The 17,071-nt window shown below is 68.1% G+C and carries 15 protein-coding genes, 1 tRNA gene and 1 other RNA gene; 7 read left to right on the top strand and 10 right to left on the bottom strand.

Annotated features, from left to right (window positions below):
- Positions 1-20: 20 nt before the first annotated feature.
- The 4 genes from thrC to HMA55_RS05260 are packed head-to-tail and all read right to left on the bottom strand — an operon-like array spanning position 21 to position 6,170.
- A complete protein-coding gene (thrC, locus tag HMA55_RS05245; protein WP_181192000.1) occupies positions 21-1,487 on the bottom strand; it encodes a threonine synthase in 1,467 nt (488 codons plus the stop codon).
- A 25-nt stretch (positions 1,488-1,512) separates the two neighbouring features.
- Positions 1,513-1,782 carry a hypothetical protein gene (locus HMA55_RS05250; RefSeq protein ID WP_235961741.1) on the bottom strand — a complete coding sequence of 90 codons (270 nt, stop codon included), beginning with the start codon at positions 1,780-1,782 and terminating at the stop codon, positions 1,513-1,515.
- A 42-nt stretch (positions 1,783-1,824) separates the two neighbouring features.
- Complete coding sequence (locus HMA55_RS05255; RefSeq protein WP_181192001.1) at positions 1,825-4,839, bottom strand: bifunctional [glutamine synthetase] adenylyltransferase/[glutamine synthetase]-adenylyl-L-tyrosine phosphorylase; 3,015 nt, start codon at positions 4,837-4,839, stop codon at positions 1,825-1,827.
- The gene (locus HMA55_RS05260; protein ID WP_181192002.1) at positions 4,836-6,170 is read right to left on the bottom strand and encodes a glutamine synthetase family protein; all 1,335 of its coding nucleotides are present in this window, start codon (positions 6,168-6,170) and stop codon (positions 4,836-4,838) included. The genes HMA55_RS05255 and HMA55_RS05260 overlap by 4 nt, the downstream gene beginning before the upstream one ends.
- An 84-nt stretch (positions 6,171-6,254) precedes the next feature.
- On the opposite strand from HMA55_RS05260, the gene HMA55_RS05265 reads away from it, so the two are divergent.
- Positions 6,255-7,832: a CYTH and CHAD domain-containing protein gene (locus HMA55_RS05265; RefSeq protein WP_181192003.1), complete on the top strand. Its 1,578-nt coding sequence runs from the start codon at positions 6,255-6,257 to the stop codon at positions 7,830-7,832.
- Positions 7,833-7,835: 3 nt separating this feature from the next.
- On the opposite strand, the gene HMA55_RS05270 is transcribed toward HMA55_RS05265, so the two are convergent.
- Positions 7,836-8,042, bottom strand: a complete 207-nt coding sequence (locus HMA55_RS05270) for a hypothetical protein (RefSeq protein WP_181192004.1) — start codon at positions 8,040-8,042, stop codon at positions 7,836-7,838.
- Between the two features lie 86 nt (positions 8,043-8,128).
- Here HMA55_RS05270 and HMA55_RS05275 point away from each other — a divergent pair, with 86 nt between their 5' ends.
- A complete protein-coding gene (locus HMA55_RS05275) occupies positions 8,129-9,310 on the top strand; it encodes a galactokinase family protein (RefSeq protein ID WP_181192005.1) in 1,182 nt (393 codons plus the stop codon).
- A gap of 9 nt (positions 9,311-9,319) precedes the next feature.
- Here HMA55_RS05275 and HMA55_RS05280 read toward each other — a convergent pair whose 3' ends face one another.
- The 5 genes from HMA55_RS05280 to HMA55_RS05300 all read right to left on the bottom strand — a co-directional run bounded on the left by HMA55_RS05280 (position 9,320) and on the right by HMA55_RS05300 (position 14,311).
- On the bottom strand, positions 9,320-10,711 hold the full coding sequence (locus HMA55_RS05280; RefSeq protein WP_181192006.1) for an RNB domain-containing ribonuclease: 1,392 nt from the start codon (positions 10,709-10,711) through the stop codon (positions 9,320-9,322).
- Between the two features lie 26 nt (positions 10,712-10,737).
- Positions 10,738-11,128, bottom strand: an RNA gene (gene rnpB / locus HMA55_RS05285) — RNase P RNA component class A.
- A 215-nt stretch (positions 11,129-11,343) separates the two neighbouring features.
- Positions 11,344-12,483, bottom strand: coding sequence for a bifunctional RNase H/acid phosphatase (locus HMA55_RS05290; RefSeq protein WP_181192007.1), 1,140 nt, complete (start codon positions 12,481-12,483; stop codon positions 11,344-11,346).
- A gap of 3 nt (positions 12,484-12,486) precedes the next feature.
- Entirely contained in the window at positions 12,487-13,167 is a 681-nt protein-coding gene (locus HMA55_RS05295) for a zinc ribbon domain-containing protein (protein ID WP_181192008.1), read from the bottom strand.
- 10 nt (positions 13,168-13,177) lie between these two features.
- Positions 13,178-14,311: a Nif3-like dinuclear metal center hexameric protein gene (locus tag HMA55_RS05300; RefSeq protein WP_181192009.1), complete on the bottom strand. Its 1,134-nt coding sequence runs from the start codon at positions 14,309-14,311 to the stop codon at positions 13,178-13,180.
- Positions 14,312-14,347: 36 nt separating this feature from the next.
- Between HMA55_RS05300 and HMA55_RS05305 the strand changes: the two genes are divergently transcribed.
- From HMA55_RS05305 to HMA55_RS05325, 5 genes are all read left to right on the top strand, one after another.
- On the top strand, positions 14,348-14,980 hold the full coding sequence (locus HMA55_RS05305; RefSeq protein WP_181192010.1) for an HAD-IA family hydrolase: 633 nt from the start codon (positions 14,348-14,350) through the stop codon (positions 14,978-14,980).
- Positions 14,970-15,446, top strand: a complete 477-nt coding sequence (locus HMA55_RS05310) for a low molecular weight protein-tyrosine-phosphatase (protein ID WP_181192011.1) — start codon at positions 14,970-14,972, stop codon at positions 15,444-15,446. The genes HMA55_RS05305 and HMA55_RS05310 overlap by 11 nt, the downstream gene beginning before the upstream one ends.
- Before the next feature lie 48 nt (positions 15,447-15,494).
- On the top strand, positions 15,495-16,358 hold the full coding sequence (locus HMA55_RS05315; RefSeq protein ID WP_181192066.1) for an SURF1 family cytochrome oxidase biogenesis protein: 864 nt from the start codon (positions 15,495-15,497) through the stop codon (positions 16,356-16,358).
- Positions 16,359-16,385: 27 nt separating this feature from the next.
- Positions 16,386-16,796 (top strand): hypothetical protein, encoded by a 411-nt coding sequence (locus HMA55_RS05320; RefSeq protein ID WP_181192012.1) that lies wholly within the window; start codon positions 16,386-16,388, stop codon positions 16,794-16,796.
- 198 nt (positions 16,797-16,994) lie between these two features.
- A tRNA-Val gene (locus tag HMA55_RS05325) sits at positions 16,995-17,070 on the top strand.
- Position 17,071: the final 1 nt, after the last annotated feature.

Consider the following 17,071-nt stretch of genomic DNA (forward strand, 5'->3'; position numbering starts at 1 on the left):
CGCTCCTTTCGTGGGTGGCCTTAGACGTTAGTGCGTTCGATGGCGTCGGCGATAAACGTCTTCACTGCCTCGGCGTCGTTGGGCAGGTCGGTGACGTGACGTTCGGCGTCCAGGATCTCCGCGAACCGCTCCGGCACCTCCGGTGCCTCGCCGATGGCCTCGGCGATGGTGTCGGCGAATTTCACCGGCAGCGCGGTCTCGAGGACCACGATTGGGGTCTCCACCTCGGCGGCGAGGTGTTCCGCCACGTGGATGCCGTCCGCGGTGTGGGGGTCCACCAAGACCCCGTAAGTGTCGTGGATCCGCTTGATGGTGGCCACGCGGTCGGCGTGCGTGGACGTGCCGGACAGAAAACCGAACTCGCCGCGGATGCGCTCCATCACTTCGTCCCCGCCGAGGTCTTCTGCCGCGAAACCGCCGTCTTTCACCTTGTTGCCAAACAGGTCGGCGGTGAGGTTGGAGTTGCGGAGCGTGGCGTCGAAAATCATGCGCTCGAAGTTGGAGGCTTTGGAGATATCCATGGACGGCGAGGACGTCGCGTGCGTCTCGGCGGCGGTGCGGGGGCGGTACTCGCCGGACGTGAAGAACTCGTGGAGCACGTCGTTTTCGTTCGTGGCCACGATGAGGCGGTCGATGGGCAGGCCCATCTGCTTCGCAATGTGGCCGGCGCACACGTTGCCGAAGTTGCCGGTAGGCACGCAGAAAGACACGCGCTGCGGCGCTTCGCTCGCCGCAGGGGCTTCGGTGACTTTCAGGTACGTGGCGATGTAGTACACCACCTGCGCGAGCAGCCGCGCGAAGTTGATGGAGTTCACCGCGCCAATGGAGTACTTGGACTTGAACGCGGCGTCGGCGCTGACGGCCTTGACCACGTCCTGGCAGTCGTCGAAGACACCGTCGAGGGCGATGTTGAAGATGTTCGGGTCGTCGAGCCCGAACATCTGCGCCTGCTGGAACGGGGTCATGCGCCCGGCCGGGGTGAGCATGAACACCCGGATGTTGTCGCGCCCGCGCATGGCGTACTCGGCCGAAGATCCGGTGTCGCCGGAGGTGGCGCCGAGGATGTTGATCTCCTCGCCGCGGCGGGCCAGCTCGTACTCGAACAGCTCGCCGAGCAGCTGCATCGCCATGTCCTTGAACGCGGCGGTCGGGCCTTCGGAGAGGTGGCCGATGTGCAGGTTGTCGCTCAACCGGGTCACCGGCACGATCTCCTCGTCGGCGAAGACGGGGGTGCGGTAGGCCCGCGCTGCGATCGCTTCGAGGTCTCGCTCAGGGATGTCATCCACGTAAAGCTTGAGCACCTCTGCTGCCAGCGCGGCGTAGCCGTCGGTGGCGAGGAGGGTGCGCCAGCCGTCGAGAAGCTCGGGCGTAATCGTCGGGTACACCGCCGGCATGAACAGGCCGCCGTCCGGGCTTAGGCCGGTGAGCAGGATGTCGGTGAAGGAGCGGACCTTCGCCGTTGCGTCGCGAGTCGAGATGTAATCCACCCCGCGAATACTACGGCATGGGCGCCTAGCGGCGGGGCGGTTCCTGTCGGCCGGTCAAAATATCCACCACGGAGCGGATCGCGGCGTCGCCGAGCGGGGCGATCGTGCGTTCCTTCTCGGGTGCCGCCTCGCAAACAGGCGTGCGAGTGCCGGGTTCGACGGTGATGCTCAGCGTCTCGCCGTCCAGCTCAAGCGCGGTTTTCGGGTCCACGCCGGCCACGCGCGCGGCGTCCACCAGCGCGACCAAGTCGGCGAAGGTGGCGTCATTCAGGTCGATCGTCATATTCACTGCCATGGGCACGAGCATATTGCCTGTCGACGCCGTCCCGCCCGCCACCTAATCAAACTCCAGCGACGGCACCTCGCCCCAGAACACCTCCTCCACCACCTGGTGGGCGCGGCGGGTGATGCGCAGGTAGTCCTCTAAGAACTCCTGCTGGTCGTCCGGGTCGTAGCCGGCGGATCCAGCCACCTGGGCGAGTTGGGGGCCCGGCGCGGGCAGCTGGTCGGCGCGTTTGCCGGTGACCAGCACGATCGCGTTGCGGGCGCGGGTGGCCGTGAGCCAGGCGGTGCGCAGCACATCGGCGTCAGCGCCGCGGATGACGGACGGGTCGTCCAACTCAGCCAGGAAGTCCAGCGCGTCCAGGGTGGAGGGGGTGCGCAGCTCCTCGTGGGTGTGGGCGTGCTGCATGGTGAGCAGCTGCACGGTCCATTCCACGTCCGCCAAAGCGCCGCGGCCGAGCTTGGTGTGGGTGGCGCGGTCCGCGTTCCGGGGCAGGCGCTCGTTGTCCACCCGGGCTTTGATGCGGCGGATCTCTCGGATGTCGGCGGGTTTGGCGCCGCCGTCGGGGTAGCGGAACGCGTCGATAGCCTGAAGGAACGCGTCGCCCACCCCCCGGTCGCCGGCGACCACGGCCGCGCGCAGCAGGGCCTGGCGCTCCCACACCTCGCCCCACTCGCGGTAGTAGCGCCCGTAGCTGGCGATGGTGCGCACCACCGCACCAGAGCGACCCTCGGGGCGCAGGCCCAGATCCACCTCCAGCGGCGGGTCCCCGGAGGGCTTGGACAGGCGCGCGCGCATCTGGTCCACGATCTTCGCCGCCCACGCGATCGCGTCCGCCTCGGCGACGGCCCCGGTCGGTTCGGCCACCACGATCACGTCCGCGTCGGAGCCGTAGCCGAGTTCGGCGCCGCCGAGGCGGCCCATGCCGATGACGGCGAGGCGGGCCGGAGGCTCGTCGTGAGGCGAGGACGCGAGATCGGCGAACACTTCGGCGCGCAGCGCGGCCTCGAGCACTGCCTCCCAGACGTACGTCAGCTCGAGGCAGACCTGGCGCACATCCATGAGCCCCAGCAGGTCGGCCGACGCGATCCGGGCAAGCTCGGCGCGGCGCAGCGAGCGCGCCACCGCCACAGCCTTGTCGGGGTCCGCCTGGTGGCGCTTCGCGGAGGCGACAACCGCCTTATGCACCTGGTCGGGCGCGGGCTCCAGCAGCCGCGGGCCGTTCGAGCCGTCGCCGAGCAGCTTGACCACGTCGGGCGCGGAGATGATCAAATCGGCGGCGTACGGCGAGGTGCCGAGGATGTGCATGAGGCGCTGGGAAGCCACGCCCTCGTCGCGCAGCATGCGCAGGAACCAGCTGCGATCCACCGCGGCCTCGGACAGCTTGCGGTAGTTGAGCAGCCCTTGGCCCGGGTCTGCCGTGTCCGCGAGCCAGTGCATCAGCGACGGCAGGAGGATCGCCTGCAGCTTCGCCTTCCGCGAACTGCCCTTCACCAGGGCGGACAGGTGGTCGAAGGCGCGCGCCGGGTGGCGGTAGCCCAGCGCCGCCAGCTGCGCCTTGACCGCGTCTGCGGACAGCGTGGCCTCGCCGACGGACATATCCGCCACCGCCCCGAGCAGCGGCCGGTAGAACAGGCGCTCGTGCAAGTCGGCGACGTCGCGCCGCACGCGTTTGAGCTCGCGGTACAGCCCCTCGACGGCGGTGCCGCGCTGGTCGGCGGAAAAACCGGCGGCGCGCGCGAGCCACCGGTTACGCTTCTCGTCGTCGGGTTCGGGCAGCTGGTGGGTGCGCTTGAAGCGCTGCAGCTGCAGGCGGTGCTCGAGCAGGCGGAGGAATTCGTACGCCTCCATGAGCACCTTCGCGTCCTCGCGCCCGACGTAGCCGGCCGCAGCAAGCGCGGCAAGGGCGTCCAACGTGTTACGCGCGCGGAGTGTGTCGTCGATGCGCCCGTGCACGAGCTGCAGCAGCTGCACGGCGAACTCCACGTCGCGCAGGCCCCCGGGGCCCAGTTTCAGCTCCCGGCGGCGCACGTCCGCCGGGACGTTTTCCAGCACGCGCCGGCGCATGGCCTGGACGTCCTCGACGAAGCTGTCGCGCTGGGAGGCCTCCCACACCAGCGGCGCGGTCGCCTCCGAGTACGCGCGGCCCAGCTCCATGGTGCCCGTCATCGGCCGCGCCTTGAGCAGCGCCTGGAACTCCCAGGTCTCGGCCCACTTGCGGTAGTACGCCCGGTGCGAGTCCAGTGTCCGCACCAGTGCCCCGGAGGCGCCTTCGGGGCGCAGGTTCGCGTCCACGTCGAAAAAGCAGGCAGATCCGATGCGCATCATCTCCGCAGCCGCACGGGTGATCTTGGGCGACGCCGGCTCCGCCACGAACACCACGTCCACGTCAGAGATGTAGTTCAGCTCGCCGGCGCCGCACTTGCCCATGGCTATCACCGCAAGCTCGGCGTCCACGTCGTCGTCGCCGTACACCGAGCGCACCGCCACCGCGAGCGCCGCCGTAAGCGCCGCGTCCGCCAGCCACGTCAGCCGCTCTGTGGTGTAGCTGTAGCTCATCGGCTCGCCCTCGCCGTGGCCTTTCACCGCGGCGAACGTGCCCGCCAGGTCGGCTGCGGCGATGCGCATGACCAGGCTGCGGTGGGCGTTTTTAAGCCGAAGCTTCGCGACGCCAACTTCGCCCTCCCCCGCCCTGTACAGTCCCGGCCCGTCCGCGTCCACCCCCACCGCGGCGAGCATGGTGCGGTAGAGCTCCTCGCGGCCGGGGACGTCTTCCAGCAGCAGCCGCCACTGATCCGGGTGTGCAATGAGGTGGTCCGCCAGCGCGGTAGAACCGCCAAGCAGGGCGAACAGGCGGGTGCGGAAGACGGGGTTGCCGGTCACAGCCTCGAGCAGTTCACCCCAGCCGTCGCCGAGCGCGTCGTGCAACCGGTGGGCGTTGTTCAGCGCCAGGTCTGGGTCGCCCGCGCCGGCGAGGGTGTAGAGCGAAGCGTCGTCGCCAAGCGAAAGCCCCTCGATGTCCTCGGCGGCGCGGGGACTGGTCAGGCCGAGTTTGGCGGGCGAAATCACAGGTCAATCCCGGTGTCGATCTCCCACGGGGTGATCTGGGCGGTGTAGTCGTGCCACTCGTCCCACTTGGCGCGCAGGAAGAACTCGAAGACCTGCTCGCCCAGCACCTCCGCCATGAACTCGGAGCGCTCCAGGTGGCGCAGCGCCTGGTCGAGGGAGTTGGGCAGGTCGCGGTAGCCCATCGCGCGGCGCTCGCGGCGGGTGAGCGCGAAGACGTCATCGCGCGCCGGCTCGTCCAGGTCGTAGCCCTCCTCAATGCCCTTCAGGCCCGCGGCGAGCACGGCCGCGAACGCCAGGTAGGGGTTGCACGCCGAATCCAGGGAACGCACCTCCGCCCGGCGCGACTCCGCCTTGCGCAGGCGGTAGGTGGGCACGCGCACCATCGCGGAGCGGTTGGAGATGCCCCAGGTTGCGGCGGTTGGCGCCTCCGAGCCGAACTGGAGGCGCTTGTACGAGTTCACCCACTGGTTGGTCACCGCGGAGATCTCGGCTGCGTGCTCGATGATGCCGGCGATGAACTGCCGGCCCGTGGTGGACAGGCTGATCTCATCGTCCGGGTCGTGGAACGCGTTGGTGTCGCCCTCGAACAGGGAGAAGTGCGTGTGCATCGCCGAGCCCTCGAGGTTGGCAAACGGCTTGGGCATGAAGGTTGCGTGCACGCCGTTGATCTCCGCGACCGTTTTCACGATGTAGCGGAAGGTGACAATGTTGTCCGCCATGGTCAGGGCATCGGTGTGGCGCAGGTCGATCTCCTGCTGGCCCGGCGAGCCCTCGTGGTGGGAGAACTCGGTGACAATGCCCATGTACTCCAGCGCGGAGACTGCCTGCCGGCGCAGCCTGGGCGCCTCGTTGCGCTTGGCTTGGTCGAAGTAGCCGCCTTTGTCTGCCGGGGTGGGCGGCTGGTCCGCGTGTCCGGGTTTGACCACGTAGAACTCGATTTCCGGGCTAGCCAGAAACTCGAACCCCATGTCGCGCGCGGCGCCTATCTGGCGGCGCAGCACCTGGCGCGGGTCGGCGTAGAGCGGATCGCCGTCGGGCATGGTGATGTCGCAGAACATGCGCGCGGTTTGCAGGCCCGAGTCTTCGTCGAACGGCAGCGGCTGGTACGTCGACGGGTCGGGCCGCAGCAGCGTGTCCGACTCCGAGATGCGGGAAAAGCCCTCGATGGACGAGCCGTCGAAGCCGACGCCCTCCTCGAAGGCGCTTTCCAGCTCGGCCGGCGACATCATCACCGTTTTCAGGGAACCGAAGATGTCGGTGAACCAGAGGCGGATGAATGCGATGTCCTGCTGCTCCACCAGGCGCAGCACGTTGTCTGTTTGGGCGCTCATACCCGTTTACTGTAGCGGCCCTGCGGGTGCGGCCACGCAGGCTAAGCTTGGGGGTTAACAAACTATTGAAGGAGGACAACGATCATGGCTGCACACGCACCCGAGCAGTTCCTCGAGGTGGAAATCAAGCTCGCCGTCGACGAGGGCACCGGCTTGCCGGACCTGACCCAACTTCCCGGCGTGGACGAAATTAGGACCATGCGCGAGCACAACCTCTCCGCCGTCTACTACGACACGGAAGACCTGCGCCTGACGCGCTCGAAGATCACGCTGCGCCGCCGCACCGGCGGGGCGGACGACGGCTGGCACCTCAAGTTGCCCAAGGAGGGCGGGCGCAACGAGGTGCGGGTGCCTCTCGATGACCCTTCGGTCGTGCCCGAAACGTTGCTGGCGTGCGTGCGCTCGATCGTGCGCAACGCGGAACTCGCCCCAGTGGCGCAGGTGGACAACCGCCGAGTGGAGATCACCTTGGCGGGCGCTCAAGGCGAGGTCGCGGAGTTTTGCGACGACCACGTCACCGCCTGGTCGCTTTTGCCCGGCGGTGAGCGCACCAGCTGGCGCGAGTGGGAGCTGGAACTGTCGGAAGCTCTCGCCGGCACCGACGAGGGCAACACCCTGATCAACCAGGGCACCTCGTTCCTGATCTCGGCGGGAGCGCGGAAGTCCTCCTCGCCGTCGAAGCTTTCCACCGCGCTGGGCGATTCGGTAAAGACCGCGCCCCTGCCCCCGCACATGCGCGCCGAGCTTGACAGCGACTCGCCTGCCGCCGCCGTGGTGGAATCCCTGCGCAAGCAGCGCGATGCCATTGTCGCGTGGGAGCCGCGCGTGCGCGCCGACGAGTTCGACTCGGTGCACCAGCTGCGGGTGGCTACCCGCGAGATGCGCTCGCTGCTGGAAACGTTCGAGGGCATCTTGGAGGGCGAGCAGCTTGCCTCACTGGAAGACGAGCTCAAGCACGCCGCCGGCGTCCTCGGTGTCGCCCGCGACGCCGAGGTGGTGGAAGAGCGGTTCTTGGAGCTGCTGGATTCCGACGAGTCGGGGCTCGTCGACGAGGCAGCCCGCGCCCACATCGCAGGCGACATGCGCCGGGACTACAACCAGGCCCACGCCGAGATCGTGGACATGCTCAATTCACAGCGGTTCATGGACTTGCTGGACGCGATTGACGGGTTGCTGGCGCAACCGCCCGTCGCGAAGCAAGAGGCTTCCGGAAAGAAGGAGAAGAAGCAGTCGAAGGAGGTCCTCTACGACCACCTGAAGCGCGGCTACAAGAAGCTGAAAAAGCGCCACAACAAGGTCGACGAGCACTACCACGACACCGACCTGCCGCTGCACGAGCGCGAGGACTACGTCCACGACGTGCGCAAGGCCGCCAAGAAGCTGCGCTACTCCGCAAACGCCGCGGCGGATGCGGGGCTTAAGGCTGAGCGTCTGGCGAAGGCGTGCAAGGCGCTGCAGTCCAAGTTGGGCGACTTCCAGGACGCCGTCACCTCGCGCGACCGCATCCAGCGGCTCGCTGGCGAGGCCCGCGAGCGCGGCGAGGACACCTTCGCCTACGGCATGCTTTACCAGCGCGAGCTCGACCGCGGGGAGCAGGCGCTCGCCGGCTACGACGACGCCGTGCGCGAGGTGCGCAAGGCGTTTAAGAAGATCAAGCCGTAGGGTTTACTTTTCCCAGGACGGGGCCTCGCCCCAGTTGTCGTCCGCCTCGTCCTGGTTGTCCGCGCGCTTGTTGCGCTGCGCCGCGATCTGCAGGGCGGACTCCGCCTCCTCACGGGTAGGGTACGGGCCCATGCGGTTGTCCCACGCGGCCTCCTTGCCCTGGGTGACCTCGCCGGTGGTGGGGTTGTAGTAGTACTGCTCGTCTGCCATGTTCGCGCTCCTATCGTTCAGGGTTCTTTGCCCGTCCGACTGTACCGGGGCGGTTGGTAGTGTGGTTGCGGTTGAAGGAGCGTGACATGGCAGTGTGTAAAACCCCGTTTGTGGCCCCCTCGCAGTCCCCTGTGGAGCGCGTTCGCGCAGCGCACCCCGGTGAAGGCCGCGTGGCCTCCGCGCCGGGCACGTGGGTACTCATCGGTGAAAACGTGGACCATTTCGGCGGCGTGACCTTGGCCGGCACCGTCGCCTTGCGCGCGGCCGCCGCGGTGAGCCCGCGCTCGGACGGCGTGGTGGCCATCGCCGCACGCGGCCCGCTGGGCCAGGAGTTTTCTGCGCAGTGGCGTCATGACGAAGAACCCGCCGACGGGCTTGCCCGCCGCTGGTGGGGCCTGGTGCACACCCTCGTGCAGCGCCAAGTGCTCTCCCGCGATACCGCCGGGTTAGACATCACCGTCGAGTCAGACGTTGCGGTCGGCGCGGGCCTTGGTGCGCTGTACGCGGCCGACGCCGCCATCGCACTCGCCCTCGCGGCCGACCACGACGACGTGGATACCGCCCCGTTCCGCGCCCGACTGGCCGACATCTGCTCCCATGCGGTCGGGGCCTATTCCTCCCTGCCCGTGCTGCGGGCGCGCCATGCCGTAGCCCTGCGCGGCGGCGACGGTGTCTCGGTGGTGGACTACGCGGACGGTTCGCTCACGCAAGCGCCGCACCCGGCACGGCACGGTGTCCGCGTGTTCTCGCTGGCTGCGAACCTCGGCGAGCCGTTCGTCGAGTCCCGGGACGCTATCGTCGACCACCGCGCGTTCATCGACGCGGCGTGCGCCAACTTTGGTGTCGCCTCGTTGCGCCAGCTTCCCGACGCCTCCGGCCGCACCGTCCAATGGGTCGAGGCCCGCCGCGCCGCGGGCGACGAGCAGGCGCCTGCGCCGGAGACCGCGCGGCGTTGGGTGCAGTTCTGCGAATCCGAGACGCTGCGCTCCCTGTCCGCCGCGAAAGCCCTGCGCTCGCGGCGCGCCAACGAACTCTTCACGCTGCTGAACTCCCCGACGGAGTCCCACGACTTGGCCACACCCGATGCCCTGGTCGCACTCGCCCGTAAGCGCGGCGCCGTCGCCTCCCGCCCCGCTGCCGCTGGCACCTCCAACGCCGTGATCGCGTTTGTGCCGGTGCAAAACGCCGATGCGTTCGCTGCAACCATGGCCCGCGAGTTCGAAGTTATCGAGGTCACCGCCGGCGAGCCCGCCCGCGTGGAGGGGTAGGGCCCCCACCTAGTCTGCGGGCCAGGCGAAATTGACCTCGCGGGCCGCCGGATCCGCCCGCACGAGGGAGAACTTTGTCTCCGCGCCTTCCTCGGGTGCACCGGAGGACGGTGCCAGCACTGGCGGGTCCACGATGAACACCCGCGCGGCGTTCTCGCCCGTTTTCAGGGTCACGCCGTCGAAGTTATGACCCACCCACGGTGCAAGCACCGTGGCTTCGGTCAGGTGCAGGCACGCTTTTTCCACGGTGTTGGCCAGCTGGGAGGACCGGCCCATGGTCTTGATCACCCGGGACGCGTCGCGCATCACCCACTCCGGCACCTCCGTGCCGGCGCAGATGGCCAGGCACACTTCGGTGGCGTAGCGGTCGATCAACCGCCGAAGCGGTGCGGTGACGTGGGAGTAGTACCCGCCGATGCCGGCGTGGACCTCGGGCTCACCCGCCGACAAGTCCACGTACCCGGACCCGCGCAGGAGTTTCTGCGCCTCGCGCATGACGGCCATGCCACGCGGGGTGTCGGCGTCCACGCCGGCGAGAAACTCTCCGATGTCCCCGGCGACCTCTTCGGCAGGGTAGCCGAGATTACCGGCTTCTCTGCGGAAGTCCGTCTCCCCGCCAGCATCCGCCGGGCCCAGGGTACGCAGGAAACCCACGCCCGCGTCCACCATCATCCGGCCCGCCACCATGCCGGTGAGCAGGGAGATTTCGGAGTTGTAGTCCATCACCGGGTGACGGGGCTCGATTACCAGCTCAAATGTGTCGCCGTCGCCGACCACCCGCACTGACGGCAGGCGCAGGTTGATCGCGTGCCTGCGAAGCGAGGACTGCTGGCGCAACTTGCCCACCTCCTCCAGCAAAGCCACAGAGGGGTGCACCGTGCCCGCCTGCATGTCCGCGTGCACGCCCTCGTAATCCAAGCGAGCTACCGAGCGCACCAGCGCGCGCTCCACGTGCGCGGACTCCACCTCGCCGCCGTCGTCTAACTCGAACGTCCACAGCACCGCGGGCCTGTCCACGTCCGGCAGCAGCGAGGCCGAACCCTCCGACAGTTCTTCCGGGTGGAGGCGCGCCGGCTCGTCGGGAAGGTAGATCGTCTGGCCCCGCTCCAGGGACTCTTCCGCCACTGCCGAGTCCGGGTCCACGAACGCGGCCACATCGGCGATGGCGTAGCGCACCACAAACCCGCCCCCGCGCCGTTCGATGTGCACGGCTTGGTCCAGGTCCATCGATCCGGCGGGGTCGATGGTGACGAGGGGGACGGAACGGGCGTCGATACGCACGCGCGCAAAGCGGTCTTCAAGCTGCGACGCCTCGGCATGCAACGACGGCGCGAACCCGGTGCGCACGTCGAATTCCCGCGCGATCGGCCGGAAGTTGAGGGGCGCGGCGTAGAGCTTCATAAGCAGCCATCGTGCCACGAAAAGGGCGAATGAGTCGGCCTGTGAGCCGGATTCTGTTCCCCTTGCGGGGCGGCGACCATCCATCTGGGCCACCCATTGCTGGGCGCCTCAAGCAGCTACCTTCGGACTGGGCGGGCAGCCTGCGTCCGACGACCCCTGCGCGTGCGCAGAGATTCTTGCCTTGCTCCCGGTGGGGTTTACCTGGCCACCTGCGTCACCGCAGATGCCGGTGCGCTCTTACCGCACCCTTTCACCCTGACCTCGTTGCCGAGGCGGTCTACTTTCTGTTGCACTTTCCCGCGGATCGCTCCGGGTTGCTGTTAGCAACCACCGTGCCCTGTGGAGTCCGGACTTTCCTCGACCTGCGCCTTCCCGCTTCGCGGTGGTTCGCAGCGCCGCGGCCGCCCGGCCGGCTCATTCGCGTGTGTGAGCTTACGCTTCTTGCTTCTCGACGTTCAACCTCCGGCCCACCTCCCCGCGCTGCGCTTCCGCCTCCCCGCGCCGCCGTCACGTTCCTTTTCGCGCCCCAATCGCCGGATTCAGCTACCAGGATCCAGCTAACAGCCGATTTTAGGCCTGATAGCTGGGTCTTAGTAGCTGGATCCTCGTGCTCGCGGCAGGCCCGCGACGCCCTACCTGTGATGGGCGACGTCGTTGACGCAGCGGACCACGCCGTAGTCACCGTAAAAATCCACCACGGAGATGCTGGCCAGGTCCAGAAACAGGTGCTTGAACATGTCCGCGTTTGCCCCGAGGCCCTGTCGGATAAACGACTTCACCGGCGTCATGTGCGTGACCACCAGCACCGTCTGGCCCTCGTAGCGTTCCTGCAGCTTCAGGCGGGTCCGAGACACGCGGCGGTGCAGCGCGGTCAGTGACTCCCCGCCGGGGGGCGCGTTGTTCGGCGAGGCCTGCCACTCCTCAAACGCCGCCGCATCCTCGGTTACCGCCTCGTCGCGGGTAAGCCCCTCAAAGTCGCCGAACGCCATCTCGCGCAGGCCTTCCTCGGTCGCGATGTCCAGGCCGAGGGCACCAGCCGCGATGCGGGCGGTGCCCTGCGCGCGGGCCTGCGGGGAGGCGACGATAGCGTCGATCCGCCCGAATTTGCGCAGCGCCTCGGTGGCCCGGCGCGCCTGGTCGCGGCCGGTGTCGGTCAGCTCCGGCTCGGACGTGCCGGAGAAGCGCTGCTCCGCCGAGTGCTGTGTCTGCCCGTGGCGCAGCAGGATGAACCTGGTGCGCGGCGCGTCGGTGCCGGACCAGTGCGCGGGGCTCGCGGTTTCGTGCTTGGGCTTCTGGGCGCCCTCCGGTTCCCCCTGCTTCTCCCCCACCCACACGCCGGTGCCTTTGACTATGCCGGGTTTGTCGCCGCGGGCTGCGGCGTCCATGGCCACGTTGGACAGCTCGTCGGCCTTTTTGTTCTTCGCGCGCGGGACCCAGGTGTAGGTGACCTTCTCAAACGACGAGGCGAGGTCGCGGGCCTCGCGGGCCAGCTTCTGCATGTCGGGGTGCTTGATTTTCCAGCGGCCGGTCATCTGCTCGACCACCAGCTTGGAGTCCATGAACACGTCCACGCGGGTCGCGCCAACCTGCTGGCAGGCCTCCAGGCCGCGGACCAGTCCGTAGTACTCGGCGACGTTATTGGTGGACTTTTTGCCCACCACGTAGGCGATTTCGGCCAGGGTTTCGCCGTCCGCGTCGTAGACCACGGAGCCGGATCCGGCAACGCCCGGGTTGCCACGGGAGCCGCCGTCGCAATACATGGAAACGTGCATGCGCTACTCCGCCGGTTTCACCCGCACGAGCAGGGTGCCGCAGTTCGGGCAGGCGGGCAGCTCGTCTTCCGGTTCCCCCAGCACCTCGGCGCGCTCGGCCGGCGGCAGCTGGATGAAGCAGCCGCCGCAGGCGCGGCCGTTGAATTTGGCGGCGCCGATGTCGTCGTAGGCGCGCAGCACGTCGGCGGGCAGCTTGGCGCGCAGCGACTCCGTGTCAACGGTTTCTTCCTCCGGCAGTGCGTCCACGGCGCGCCGGGCGGTTTCGACCTTGCGGTTGGCCTCGTCGACGCGGGCGGCGTGCACGTCGCGGTTGTTGCGCAGCGCCGCGATCTCGTTGTGGGCCTCTTTTAGCTCGCTGAGCAGGTCAGCGATGCGGGACTTCGCGGCGTAGCGGTCGTGCTCCAAGTCCTTGCGGCGCTCGGGGTCGGTTTCGGCGGTGAGCTGGCGCTTGTCGTCCAGCTCGCGCTTCTTCAGCTTCCGCTCGTCTTCCTGGATGCGCAGGATCTCCAGCTCCATGTCGTCCACCGCGAGCTGGGCTGCGGCGGAGGCGTCGGTGAGGCGCTGGCGTTCGTCGATAAGCTTCTGAAGCTCCTGCTCCTCGGGGCGCACGCGCGGCTTCGAAGACGCGGCGTCTGCCTGCGCGAGCTGCAGGAGGACGGGCTGCAGGTCTTTGGAAAGGTGCATCGGTACTCCTTTACTGCGGGTGCGCGGAGATGGTCCACGGATCCGTGCGGATGCACAGGATCTCGGTGTCCACGCCTAACGGAGCCACGATACTCTCCGCCTGCTCGGTCCACGGAAACTCGCTGGCCCAGTGCGCGGTGTCGATCACGGCCGGCCCCCCGGCGCGCAGGTGCTCGTCCACCGGGTGGTGGCGCAGGTCGGAGGTGACGTAGACGTCCACGCCGAGCTTTGCCACGTCGGCAAGGAAGCTGTCGCCAGCGCCGGAGGAGACCGCAACCTTGCGCACGACCTGCTCCGGGTCGCCGGCGGCGCGCACGCCCCACGCGGTTGCCGGCAGCGCGTTGGCCACCTGCTGGGTGAATTCGCGCAGCGTCATCGGCTCTTCCAGTTCGCCGATGCGGCCCAAGCCGGTCGCTGTTTCGAGGTCACGGGTGTCAGCCACCTGCACCACGTCGAACGCGGGCTCTTCGTAGGGGTGGGCTTCCCGCAGCTTCTCGCCGATCCTCCGGCGGTCCCGCGCCTTCGCCACAAACTCGATCCGGATCTCGTCGCCCGTGTAGTGCGTGCCCACGGCCCCGTCGGTGGGGTTCGCGCCCTCGACGGGGGTGAACTCACCGGCACCTTCGAAGGAGAAGGCGCACTCGCGGTAGTCCCCGATCTCCCCGGCACCGGCCCCAAACAGCGCCTTTTTCAGGTCCGCGGCGGCGCTCGGCGGCACGTGCACGCCCCAGCGCTCCAGAGCGTCTATGTGCACCGGCTTGATGGGGCGACCGGGTGTGATGCCGACGAGCTCCGCGAGCTTGTCCGAAACGCCCGGGCGGGCGGAGTCCGCGTTGGTGTGCGCGGCGAACAGCGCGCAGCCGCCGGCCAGCAGGGTGTGGATGACCTTGCCCTTCGGGGTGTTTGCGGCCACCGAGTGCACGCCGCGCAGCAGGAGCGGGTGGTGCACCACCAACAGTTGGGCCCCGGCGGCGACGGCGCGCTCAGCCACCTCCTGAGCGCAATCGAGCGCGAAGGCCACCTTGGTCACCTTCGCGTCCGGGTCGCCACAGATGAGCCCCACCTGGTCCCAGCTTTCCGCCAGCGCGGGCGGGTAGGCCGCCTCGAGCGCGTCCACAACTGTCTGCACTGTTACGTCTGTCATGGCAGCAAGCCTACAAATTTGGAACAGTGGGCAGGTGTGAACGCCACTTTGCTTTTCGACGTCGACGGCACCCTCATCGACTCCTACCCCGGCATCCGGCACGGATTCCTCATCGGCTTGGAAGCCATTCGGTGGGACAAACCCGACGAGGAATTCATCCGCCGCATCCCCGGCCCGCCCATGCCGGAGACGATGCGCTCGCTCGGCATGTCTGCCGCGCAGGTCGAAACCGCCATGCGCGCCTACTCGGACTACATGTCCGGGGAGGGCTGGCAGCGCTTCGAGGTCTACCCGGGAATGGCTGCCCTGGTGGAGCGGTTGGCCGGGGAGGGCTACCGCGTGTGCACGGCGACGTCGAAAAGCGAACGCTTCGCACGCGCGGCCTTAGAGCGTGCGGGGCTTTTGGAACACATCGATTTTCTGGGCGCGGCTTCCAACGACGGAAAGCGCGCGAAGAAGGTCGACGTGATCCGGCACGTGCTCGATCAAGCGAACCCCGAGCGCCCGCTGATGGTCGGCGACCGGCTGCACGACTTCGAGGGTGCGAAAGAATTCGGCATCCCGAGCGTGGCCATGACCTGGGGCTACGGCGCTGCCGAGGAGTGGGATTTGGCCGACTGGGTGGCGCGCGACGCCGACGAGCTGGAAAGGATCATCCGTGAGTTCTAAATTGCACATCGACTTTGTCTGCACCGGCAACATCTGCCGCTCCCCCATGGCGGAGGTGATCGTGCGCGAGAAATTGGCGCAGGCCGGTTTGGGGGATGCGGTGACGGTGACGTCGTCAGGCATTGGCGGCTGGCACGTCGGCCAAAAAGCGGACGAGCGGGCGCGCGCCGAACTGGCAGCCCACGGCTACGACGGCGAGGCGCACCGCGCCCAACAATTCGGCTTCGAGCAGGAGCAAGCCGACCTGATTGTCGCGCTGGACACCAACCACGTCTCCGAGCTGGTCGCCCGCGGCGTGGACGAGGACAAGGTGCGCCTCATCCGTTCGTTCGACCCCGCCTCCCCGGACGGCGCCGGCGTGGCGGACCCCTACTACGGCGGGCCGGAGGGCTTTGCGGTGGTGCGCGAACAGATCGAGTCTGCAGTTGACGGCATTATTACCTGGTTGCGCGAGCGACTAGACTGACCCGGCGTGAGCGCCAACAGTCAATCGTCGAAACCGTGGTGGCGGCAGATGCTTACCCCCGGCTGGGTCATCGCGGCGCTTTTAATCGGGGTGTTCTCCTACTACGCATTCACGTTCCTGGCTCCGTGGCAGCTGGGCAAAAACGAGGCGCTAGTAGAGCGCAACGAGCACATCTCCGCCGCCTTCGAGCACGACCCAGAGCCGCTGTCGTCGCGCTTGGGTCCGGACGGGTCCTTGGGCGACGGCGCCGAGTGGTCCCGCGTTGTCGCTACCGGGCGGTATACGGGCCCGGACGTGCTGCTGCGCCTGCGCCCCGTCGACGGCACCCCGGCCTTCCAAGTGCTCACCCCGTTCACGCTCGACGACGGCCACGCGATCCTCGTCCACCGCGGCTGGGTCAAGGCGCAGGACTCCACCCAGGTACCAGACATCGCGCCCGCACCCACCGGCGACGTCACCATCACCGGCATGCTTCGCGCCGACGAAGGAGTGCACCCCAACGCCCCCATGCACGAGCAGGGCTACGACATGGTCTACTCCATCAGCCCCACCCAAGTTGGCGACCTCGTGGGGCAGAGCCTGGCCTCGCCGTACCTCCAGCTGCTCAGCGACCAACCCGGCGTGCTCAACCCCATCCCGCTGCCGCAGCTGGAAACCGGCAACCACCTCTCCTACGGGCTGCAGTGGATCCTCTTCGGCATCGCCGCGCCCGCCGGCCTGATCTACTTCCTGTACTCCGACTCGCGGGAGCGCCGCCGCTTCGAGGCCGAGCAGGAGCAACTGCTTGACGACGCCACCTCCGGCGCCCCCGGACCCGACCCCAACCCGGCCCCCTCCCGGGCCCGCCAACGCTACGGATCTTCCCGGGCCAACCCGTGGGCCAAGGCCTACGATAAGGAAGAAGAACGTTAGCTTTTCCTTGCCCGAAGGGGACTGATCATGCCCATTGACCTCGAGCAGCTCCACTCCGCCCTTCATGTGTTGCGGGCCGCGGGCGTGGAGCTCGCGGACGGCATCGAAGCCGAGGACGTGGAAGACGCCGCCGCCGACCACGCCGTGCTGTTCACCGACCGGCCATTTGCGGTGCTAGCCCAGGTAGCCGAGGCGGACGAGAACGCCCTGTTTTCCCCAGCCCGCCCCAGTGCTTTGGCCACTCGCGCTGCCCGCGCTTGCGACGCCGCCGGTGTGGAGCTCTGGGACCTCGCTGTCGTCCCAGATTCCAAAGGGTCGGCGGCCGGGTCGGCCAGGGTGCGGTTCTCGCAGTGGGATGTCGCCGACGTGGAGTTCAACGGGCCCTCCCCCTGTTTCGAGCTGGGCATCCTCGCCGCCATCGAGGCCCGGGCGCTGTAGGCCCGCCACACAGCCCCGCCACAGGCTAGATGCTTACCCCTAAACGCTTACTTCTCGACGAACCTCCGGTCGCGCCCGCCACCGCACTCGAGAAGTAAGCATCCTGGGGTAAGCATCTTCGGCCGGGATGGGCTGACCTACCCGGCCCAACAGCAGTTTTCGTTTCCCGTAAGGGCTCTGCTACTCTGCTTGCTACGCGCGCCGTTAGCTCAGCTGGAAGAGCAACTGGTTTACACCCAGTAGGTCGGCGGTTCGAGCCCGTCATGGCGCACCAC

The organism is Corynebacterium wankanglinii (assembly GCF_013601005.1).
Lineage (GTDB): Bacteria > Actinomycetota > Actinomycetes > Mycobacteriales > Mycobacteriaceae > Corynebacterium > Corynebacterium wankanglinii.